The organism is Shewanella sp. MBTL60-007 (assembly GCF_019654915.1).
Taxonomy (GTDB): domain Bacteria; phylum Pseudomonadota; class Gammaproteobacteria; order Enterobacterales; family Shewanellaceae; genus Shewanella.
Window position 1 is genome coordinate 1 of the sequence record NZ_BPET01000097.1, and the last position, 9,592, is coordinate 9,592.

General features: G+C 44.5%; 5 protein-coding genes and 9 tRNA genes. 2 read left to right on the plus strand and 12 right to left on the minus strand.

Annotated features, from left to right (window positions below):
- Positions 1-155 precede the first annotated feature (155 nt).
- The 3 genes from K5Q92_RS22810 to K5Q92_RS22820 form a co-directional block, all read right to left on the minus strand.
- A complete protein-coding gene (locus K5Q92_RS22810) occupies positions 156-1,475 on the minus strand; it encodes a DEAD/DEAH box helicase (protein ID WP_220771131.1) in 1,320 nt (439 codons plus the stop codon).
- 130 nt (positions 1,476-1,605) lie between these two features.
- On the minus strand, positions 1,606-2,160 hold the full coding sequence (locus K5Q92_RS22815) for a methylated-DNA--[protein]-cysteine S-methyltransferase (protein ID WP_374758463.1): 555 nt from the start codon (positions 2,158-2,160) through the stop codon (positions 1,606-1,608).
- On the minus strand, positions 2,157-3,677 hold the full coding sequence (locus tag K5Q92_RS22820; RefSeq protein ID WP_220771133.1) for an Ada metal-binding domain-containing protein: 1,521 nt from the start codon (positions 3,675-3,677) through the stop codon (positions 2,157-2,159). The genes K5Q92_RS22815 and K5Q92_RS22820 overlap by 4 nt, the downstream gene beginning before the upstream one ends.
- Before the next feature lie 176 nt (positions 3,678-3,853).
- Here K5Q92_RS22820 and K5Q92_RS22825 point away from each other — a divergent pair, with 176 nt between their 5' ends.
- Positions 3,854-5,683, plus strand: a complete 1,830-nt coding sequence (locus K5Q92_RS22825) for an ABC transporter ATP-binding protein (protein WP_220771134.1) — start codon at positions 3,854-3,856, stop codon at positions 5,681-5,683.
- 189 nt (positions 5,684-5,872) lie between these two features.
- Here the strand turns inward: K5Q92_RS22825 and K5Q92_RS22830 are convergent.
- The 9 genes from K5Q92_RS22830 to gltX all read right to left on the minus strand — a co-directional run bounded on the left by K5Q92_RS22830 (position 5,873) and on the right by gltX (position 8,787).
- Positions 5,873-5,948: transfer RNA gene (locus K5Q92_RS22830), tRNA-Ala, on the minus strand.
- Between the two features lie 47 nt (positions 5,949-5,995).
- Positions 5,996-6,071, minus strand: a tRNA-Glu gene (locus tag K5Q92_RS22835).
- Between the two features lie 216 nt (positions 6,072-6,287).
- Positions 6,288-6,363, minus strand: a tRNA-Glu gene (locus K5Q92_RS22840).
- A gap of 79 nt (positions 6,364-6,442) precedes the next feature.
- Positions 6,443-6,518: transfer RNA gene (locus K5Q92_RS22845), tRNA-Glu, on the minus strand.
- Positions 6,519-6,734: 216 nt separating this feature from the next.
- Positions 6,735-6,810 (minus strand) — tRNA-Glu (locus tag K5Q92_RS22850).
- A 78-nt stretch (positions 6,811-6,888) separates the two neighbouring features.
- Positions 6,889-6,964 (minus strand) — tRNA-Glu (locus tag K5Q92_RS22855).
- Between the two features lie 78 nt (positions 6,965-7,042).
- Positions 7,043-7,118, minus strand: a tRNA-Glu gene (locus tag K5Q92_RS22860).
- 79 nt (positions 7,119-7,197) lie between these two features.
- Positions 7,198-7,273 (minus strand) — tRNA-Ala (locus K5Q92_RS22865).
- A 104-nt stretch (positions 7,274-7,377) separates the two neighbouring features.
- Positions 7,378-8,787 (minus strand): glutamate--tRNA ligase, encoded by a 1,410-nt coding sequence (gene gltX / locus K5Q92_RS22870; RefSeq protein ID WP_220771135.1) that lies wholly within the window; start codon positions 8,785-8,787, stop codon positions 7,378-7,380.
- A 637-nt stretch (positions 8,788-9,424) separates the two neighbouring features.
- Here gltX and K5Q92_RS22875 point away from each other — a divergent pair.
- A tRNA-Val gene (locus K5Q92_RS22875) sits at positions 9,425-9,500 on the plus strand.
- Positions 9,501-9,592: the final 92 nt, after the last annotated feature.

The window sequence follows — 9,592 nt, forward strand, 5'->3', positions numbered from 1 at the left end:
AAGCCTAGATCTTGTGCTATCGCTTTTTTGCTCGAGGAAGCAATACATGATGAAAAAAGGCGCTACCCCACAAAAATTACAATTTTTGTATAAAAAAGGGCTCAAATAGAGCTCTAATTCATGCTGTTTCTCAGTACGAATTTATAGGTTTGAGATTAAGATTTCTTACCCCAAACTTCAGCATTGACCTTTTTGCGATGCTTCTTACCAGTACCAGCGGGCTTTGCCATAGGTTTTGGCTCACGGGATGGACAGTCAGCTGGCGCTTCGAGATCGGCTTCAAATCCAGGGATCTGTTCACGCTCCAATCTCAGTTTGTTTTTCTTCTCAATCAACTTAAAATGCTGATATTCGTCGTGAGAGATTAAGCTCATTGCTAAACCTGCTTCACCCGCACGACCGCTTCGGCCAATACGGTGCATATAGTCAGCAGGGCTTCTCGGCAGCTCAAAGTTAATCACGATAGGCAGCTTTTCAATATCGATACCACGAGCGGCGATATCCGTTGCAATGAGCACACTGATCTCGCCAGACTTAAACCCCTCAAGCACGCGGTTACGCGCCCCTTGACCTTTATCACTATGAAAAACTTCGGCAGTAATACCCGCATTTTCAAGCTTTTGTGCCAAACGATTACAGCTGTATTTTGCGCTGGCAAAGATAAGCACTTGCTGCCACTGGTTCTCTTTAATCAATTGCGCTAACAAAGCCGTTTTACGGTTACGGTTAACAGTAATGACCCGCTGAACCAGAGTGCTTTCTTCGCTACTTTGTAACTGTACTTCTACTGGATTACTCAATAGCGAATCGGTAAGCTCACGCACCTCTTCAGGGAAAGTGGCAGAGAACAATAAGGTTTGTTTGTTCTTAGGCAGCTTAGCTAACAGCTCATTTAGCTCTTCGGTAAAACCAAGGCTCAACATGCGATCGGCTTCATCCAACACTAAGGTAGCTGTTTTATCCAGCTTAAGGGCATTGCTTGAAATCAGATCAATCAAACGCCCAGGTGTCGCAACGACAATATCTGCACCGCCACGTAAACTTTGCATTTGCACATTGGTAGACACACCACCATAAACGGCAAGCGTTTTAAGATTAGGTTTGATTAATTGTGAGTAGCGCATAAAGCTATCAGCCACTTGTTGCGCCAGTTCACGGGTAGGAACTAATACCAAGCAAGATACAAAGTTACTATCCGCTTTACGAGGTGTAGCTTTTACAAGCTTTTGAATGATAGGCAGAGCAAAAGCGGCTGTTTTACCCGAGCCAGTTTTAGCACCGCCCAGCACGTCTTTGCCGTCCAAAACAGCCGGAATAATATGCGACTGAATCGCAGTCGGCTTGGTATAACTCAGCAGTTTAAGAGTCTCGAGCAACTCAGGGATAAGCCCTAGTTGGGTAAAGTCACTGTGAGTTGATGTGCTAGCCACAGTTTGCGTTGCTGCTTGGTCGGTTGAAGATACTGGCTGAGTCATAATTTACGGGTAAACGCCTAATCAAAAATAAGGCAGCTATTCTACGCTAATATCAGCGTAAATGCTTACCTTTGATCAGATTTAACACTTACTAAAGAAAACATTTTGCGAGGTCTCCTTACACAAGCATTTAGAAGCAGTCCAAACCTTCCAGTTTAAGCAGCTTTTGCTTAAGCTCTATACCGTATGCGTAGCCGGTAAGCGCACCATTTTTACCTATGACCCTGTGGCAAGGAACGATTATCGCGATAGGGTTTGCCCCATTAGCCGTTCCAACTGCCCTCACCGCTTTGGGACGCTTAATACGCTCTGCAATCTGCGCATAGCTACAGCTAGCCCCATAGTCTAATTCGGACAATGCCTGCCACACTTGACATTGAAACTCGGTGCCTTTCGGAGCCAGCTTGACGTCAAACTGTCGTCTTCCCCCTGCAAAATATTCTTCTAACTCTCGGCGAGCTTGTAACAGGTGTTGATTGGCTGCATTTAGAGCAAGGTTATTGGCTCCAGTTAAAATAGCTGAATCACTCACTTCTCGAGACAACCAATCATCACCAATTTTAGGAATAATATTGAGATGCGTAAGTCCGCTCTCGCTTGCGCACATAGAGAGCAAACCTATCTCTGTCTCAAAATTCAATTTCGCTAGAGGCTGTAAAACGTTAGGCTGCAAATTACTTTTCATGAAAGATTCCATAATTGAAACGTGAGGTAGCTGCCCCAAGGAGCAACTTGTTTGGCAAGCGACTGAGTTAACAGTTCATAATCAAGACCTTTATCGGTAGCCGATTTATCTGTACCCGCTTGTTCGGTTTGATATTGTGCTAACACCCGCTTTTTGACGACAAGATCACCGCATAACAAGATATCCGGCTCACTTAAACCGCGCATTCTCGCATATGCCACGGTCCAAGGACCGATCCCTTTTATTGATAACCACCGTTCGAGATCTGCATTAGGGTTGTCCCAAACAAACTGTCCCAGCGCAGTGAGTGCTCGTTTACGCGCACCTGGCATCTTAAGCTCGGTTAACTCGGCCTTTGCGATCGCCGCCGGCGTTGGAAACAGAGTGACCTGCTTTTCCCCAATCAAGCGCTTCTCACCGTAGGTAAGGACTAACTGATTGAGCAGTTTTGACGCTTGAACAATACTCACTTGCTGACCCAAGACCGCTCGACAACCCGCTTCAAATGCCGACCATACCCCAAGCAACCGTAACCCGGGGAGCATCAAAGGCGCTAAAGGCTCTATCAACGACAGTGCACTGTCGATTTGGTAGATATTTGCATCAAGATCCAGCACTCGTCTAATATTATTAATGATTGCATTTAACTGGCAGAGATCAGAATCCTTTTCCAAAACAATATCGACGTCAAATGCATTCCTTGCCTCATTGAGCTTTGCATCAAAGTAACCACTTACCCCATTGAGACTAAAGCTACGACCATAACTTAGGTTGTTATCGAGCCACTCCATCTCTTTTACAGCACGAAGCTGATAAAAGTCATATTGTTGCTGCCAAGCAAAGGGAGGCCGGAAGCTCAGCTGTACTCTCAATGTGACTTGACCACACTCAGCCAAAGGTTGAAGCTGGCTTCGCTCTGAATCTCCAGGTTGGCCTCTACTTTTTCTCAAGGCTGACGGGGTTAACTGCAGTTGTGCCTTAAACACTTCATTAAAACGGCGAATACTGTTAAACCCTGCAGCAAAAGCGACTTGGGTAATACTCAAATTCGATTGGTGTAATAGCTGCTTGGCGAACATCAGTTGCCTGTATTGCGCGTAATGCTTAACTGAGGTACCCAACTTTTGTGCAAATAATTTTCGCAAATAACGACTCGAGATCCCCAAACGCTCCGACAATGCCTCAACATTCTGTCCGTCTATACCTGAAAGCGCCCCGGCATCGATTAATGCCTTGGCCCTTTCTAAAGTCGTCTGCGTCCCCTTCCAAGCATAAGAGCGTGGCGCACTATCGGGACGACAACGTAGGCAAGGCCTTAATCCGGCATTTGCAGCTTGGACAGCAGTATCAAAGTAGCGAACATTTTCCTCTTTAGGGCTTACTGCTGGGCATACAGGCCTGCAGAATATCTTAGTCGTACACACCCCGATAAAAAACTGACCATCGAATCTGGGGTCTCGAGCGAGCCTCGCCTTACGACAGGCCTCTTTCGAAATTTGACATTCATGCTCAACCATTGAATTTACCCAATTATCTTTCTATGTCAGCCATATTACGCAACTAGTTAAGCAGTCACTAGCGGAAAACGGAACTGAATAGTTCTATCTATCCATTGCTTACACTTAAGCCGCTGTTTCCTATATGCTAGTGACTAGTTACATTTTCCCAACATTAATAAAGACCGAGTACATAGATGTTCAAACGATTTGAATCTTGGGTTAATCCATTACCCGACGAAGAACCAAAGCAGCCGCCAAAAGGGATTTACGCATTTTGTCGCCATTACACCCGTGGCTTTGAAGTTCCGCTAATTATTATGTCAATTTTAACCGCCCTACTGGCTATTCTCGAAGTATCGCTATTCGGGTTTATGGGCGATCTTGTTGACCTGTTAGTCAAACATGATCCACAGAGCCTATTTGAACAAGAAGGTATGCGACTATTGGGGATGACGCTCCTAGTGTTGATTGTGATCCCCTTACTGACTCTGTTACACGCATTCATTGTTTATCAAGGATTACTCGGCAATTATCCCATGTCGATCCGTTGGTTAGCCCATCGATACCTGCTAAAACAGAGTGTTTCATTTTATCAAAATGACTTCGCGGGTCGAGTGGCGACCAAAGTCATGCAAACATCACTTGCGGTACGTGAAACCGTCACCAAACTATTAGACGTATTGGTTTATATTTTGGTGTATTTCACTTCTATGGTTGTGATGATAGCCAAAGCAGATCTAAGGCTGATGGTACCGATGTTGGTTTGGTTAGTCGCATACGTTGCACTGCAATTTAAATTTTTGCCAAAGCTTAAAAAAGTATCAACCGAACAGGCGGACGCACGCTCTACCATGACTGGTAGAATCGTCGATAGCTACACCAATATAGCAACGGTTAAACTGTTTTCACATACTCAAAAAGAGGCTGAGTATGCAAAAGGCAGCATGAAAACTTTTCTATCCACAGTGTACAAACAGATGCGCTTGGTGACTTGGATTAATGTGAGTGTTCAAGTGATCAATTATATACTCGCGTTTGCTATTGCGGCAGTTTCTATTTGGTTATGGCGTGACAGTGCGATTACTGTTGGTGCGATCGCCATTGCAATCAGTTTAGCCCTTAGGCTCAATGGCATGTCACAGTGGATTATGTGGGAGATAAGCTCTCTCTTTGAGAATATAGGTACGGTTGCTGACGGTATGAATACCTTGTCCAAGCCTACTGAGATCCAGGATATCAATAACGCATCCGCACTTATTGTTGACCAAGGAAGCATAGACTTTGATAACGTAAGTTTTCATTATGGGGAGTCTAGCGGGGTAATAGATAATCTAAGTCTTAATATCAAAGCTGGTGAGAAAGTCGGTTTAGTAGGACGTTCTGGAGCAGGGAAATCCACATTAGTGAATCTATTGATGCGTTTTCATGATGTTGAATCAGGCAATATTGCTATCGACAACCAAGATATAACTCAAGTAACCCAAGACACACTCCGTGCTCATATCGGCATGGTGACTCAAGATACCTCACTTTTGCATCGCTCTATCAGAGACAATATCTTATACGGCAACCCCAACGCGACTGATGAAGAGTTAGCACAAGCGATTAAGAATTCTCAAGCTCATGAATTTATAGAGAACTTGAGTGATCCCGAAGGCAACATTGGCTTAGATGCACAAGTTGGTGAACGTGGGGTCAAATTGTCAGGAGGCCAACGTCAACGCATCGCGATCGCCCGAGTATTGCTCAAAAATGCCCCTATTCTTCTTCTAGATGAAGCCACGTCTGCACTGGACTCAGAAGTTGAAGCCGCAATTCAAGAAAGTTTATATCAATTAATGGAAGGTAAAACCGTTATAGCCATAGCTCATAGATTATCAACCATTGCAGCAATGGACAGATTAATAGTGTTAGATGAAGGAAAAATTGTGGAGCAAGGAACCCATCAAGAGTTAATTAACTCAGGTGGGATCTACGCACAGCTATGGGCCCACCAGACTGGCGGATTTCTTGGGGTCGATTAGCACTTAAGCTTCCCCACTTGCCTCTCTTCTTTACGATTCAAGTGTCCACAGTGAAAAGCCATCAGTAATGATGCCTTTTCACGCCAGCCCTAATGAACTTGTTAGGTAAGTAGGTAAAATCTGCAAATTACAGACATAAAAAAACCACCCTAAGGTGGTTTAATTACTTACTGATTTAAAACAGTAAAATGGTGGAGCCTAGCGGGATCGAACCGCTGACCTCAACACTGCCAGTGTTGCGCTCTCCCAGCTGAGCTAAGGCCCCATTTCTGGTAAACATTCATGTTATTACTAACACGAATTTATAAATAGTGGTATCCCCTAGGGGATTCGAACCCCTGTTACCGCCGTGAAAGGGCGGTGTCCTAGGCCTCTAGACGAAGGGGACCCGGACATATTGTTTTACTTCTAATATAACGAAGACCTATAAGTCACACTTTAGAAGGCTATTAAAGTGAAACCGCCGTGCTGCTTTTAATAAAAAATAGCGCGGTGTCCTAGGCGCTCTCTTCTTGGCGAAGGGGACCCGGACTGGCGTTATACTCTACCAAAGAGTGAATACTCATTAAGTTCTGTAGGCTAAAACTCAACGCTTTATAAATAGTGGTATCCCCTAGGGGATTCGAACCCCTGTTACCGCCGTGAAAGGGCGGTGTCCTAGGCCTCTAGACGAAGGGGACCCGGACTTACGTTTAGACTCCGTAATGGAGTGAATACTCATTGAGTTCTGTAGGCTAAAACTCAACGCTTTATAAATAGTGGTATCCCCTAGGGGATTCGAACCCCTGTTACCGCCGTGAAAGGGCGGTGTCCTAGGCCTCTAGACGAAGGGGACCCGGACATATTGTTTTACTTCCAATATAACGAAGACCTATAAGTCACACTTTAGAAGGCTATTAAAGTGAAACCGCCGTGCTGCTTTTAATAAAAAATAGCGCGGTGTCCTAGGCGCTCTCTTCTTGGCGAAGGGAACCCGGACTGGCGTTATACTCTACCAAAGAGTGAATACTCATTGAGCTCTGTAGGCTAAAACTCAACGCTTTATAAATAGTGGTATCCCCTAGGGGATTCGAACCCCTGTTACCGCCGTGAAAGGGCGGTGTCCTAGGCCTCTAGACGAAGGGGACCCGGACTGGCGTTATACTCTACCAAAGAGTGAATACTCATTAAGTTCTGTAGGCTAAAACTCAACGCTTTATAAATTGTGGTATCCCCTAGGGGATTCGAACCCCTGTTACCGCCGTGAAAGGGCGGTGTCCTAGGCCTCTAGACGAAGGGGACCCGGACTGGCGTTATACTCTACCAAAGAGTGAATACTCATTAAGTTCTGTAGGCTAAAACTCAACGCTTTATAAATTGTGGTATCCCCTAGGGGATTCGAACCCCTGTTACCGCCGTGAAAGGGCGGTGTCCTAGGCCTCTAGACGAAGGGGACCCGGACTGCATTAGACTCTGCAAAGAGTGAATACTCATTAAACCCTGTAGGCTAAGGTTTAACGCTTTAATCAGTTAGATGGTGGAGCCTAGCGGGATCGAACCGCTGACCTCAACACTGCCAGTGTTGCGCTCTCCCAGCTGAGCTAAGGCCCCTCACTAACTAAATCACTTTTGAGTGCACCGCGAACTATTCGTTGCCTGTGTCTCAACTGCGTGGCGCATTCTATGCAGCGCACCCAAAAGAGTCAACCCGTTTTTTAGGAATTTATTCTATTTGCTACAAATTCAATCGCTTTGGAGATTCTTTGCTCTGTACGAGCCTTCCCAACCAAGAATATGGTTAAATCTACAGCAGGAGACATACCAGCACCCGTTACAGCTACGCGTAATGGCATACCAACTTTACCCATTCCTACTTCTAATTCAGCAGCAGTATCTTCGATTGCTTGATGAATTGCTTCTAAAGTCCACTCATTTAGACCAGCTAATTTAGTTTGGAATAACTGTAATGGCTCAAGTGCAACACCTCTTAGGTGCTTTTTAGCAGCTGTTTCGTCAAACTCTTCGAAATCTTCAAAGAAGTAACGGCTAGATGCAGCAAGTTCTTTTAGTGTCTTGGCACGCTCAGACAATGCAGAAACCACTTCAGACAGTTTTGGACCATTGCTAGTATCAATGTTTTGATCAGCCATGTGCCACTCAAGGTGAGAAGCGACATATTCTGGATCAGATTCTTTAATATAGTGCTGGTTCAACCAAATCAGTTTATCTGTATTAAAAGCAGAAGCTGCTTTGTTGATATCATCAAGGCTAAAGAATTGCTTCATCTCATCGATAGAGAACACTTCTTGATCACCATGAGACCAACCTAAACGAACTAGGTAGTTAAGTAGTGCTTCAGGTAAATAACCATCATCACGGTATTGCATAACACCAACTGCGCCATGACGCTTAGATAGCTTAGCGCCATCATCACCTAAGATCATCGATACGTGTGCATATTCAGGTACTGGTGCACCTAATGCTTTAAGGATGTTGATCTGACGCGGCGTGTTGTTGATATGATCTTCACCACGCACAACACAGGTAATTCCCATATCCCAATCGTCAACTACTACACAGAAGTTATAAGTAGGCGTGCCTTCAGTACGAGCAATGATAAGATCATCTAATGTACTATTGGCAAATTCGATACGGCCACGTACGTGATCATCGAATACTACACTACCTTCAGTTGGGTTTTTGAAACGCACAACAAATGGCTCATCTGTATCACGTGGTGCTTTATCGCGGCAGCAACCATCATACTTTTGTTGCTCACCATTCGCAGCTTGCTCTTCACGCATCGCTTCAATACGCTCACGGCTACAGTAACACTTATAAGCAGTCCCCTGCTCTAGCATCTGTGCAATGATTTCGTTGTAACGGTCAAAACGCTTGGTTTGATAGTAAGGACCTTCATCCCAATTCAGGTTAAGCCATTCCATACCTTCTAAAATTGCAGCGCATGCTTCTGGAGTTGAACGTTCAAGATCGGTATCTTCAATACGTAGAACAAACTCACCTTGGTTTGCGCGTGCATATAACCATGAATAAAGTGCTGTACGAGCACCACCAACGTGCAAAAAGCCTGTAGGGCTTGGAGCAAAACGCGTCTTAACTGTCATAATGGACATTGACCTATGTAGAAAGTCTAAATAATAGACTGTACTAATGAATGTGGCGCATATTCTAACAGCCAAAAGGGCTAGGGAAAATAGATCTACTACTATATGGCAAATTTTGTGGGGAAAATCTGTCTTTCTTCTGTTTTGAATCTCTTCAAGTGTAAAAGCGGGCTTATCGCCCCCCTCTTTGGAAAAAGGAGAAAGAAACACTAACACCTCTATATAGAAATGTTAGTAGATGACAACAGTAGATACAGATAGTGATACACATTGAAGTTCTGTACTCTAGAGCATAGTTCTCCCCTCATTAGCATTACTTAACTTATAAATTAGTGTTCCTAATGTGGAAACGATCAAACCAAACTAAAACGGCTTCGCTGCCGACATGAAAGTGTAAAAAACAGATAGACTCAAAGAAAAGCACCATAAAAGAGAAGTCCCCCTTCTAAAGTGGGCCAATATAGCGGTAGAGTCAGCGTATATTTTCAAGCTAATTTTTAATCATTTTTTGCATTAATAGCGCAGCTCTGATTAACTATGCATCAACACGCGCAAAATTGAACCGTAGTCTTTATTTTATCTAAAAAAAGCGTTGACAGTAGATCGTTCCTCCCTATAATACGGCCCCACACAGCGAGGTCGATTAGCTCAGCTGGGAGAGCACCTCCCTTACAAGGAGGGGGTCACTGGTTCGAGCCCAGTATCGACCACCATTCTTTTTATAAAGAATTAAATCATTGTGTAAATCCCAGGTCGATTAGCTCAGCTGGGAGAGCACCTCCCTTACAAGGAGGGGGTCACTGGT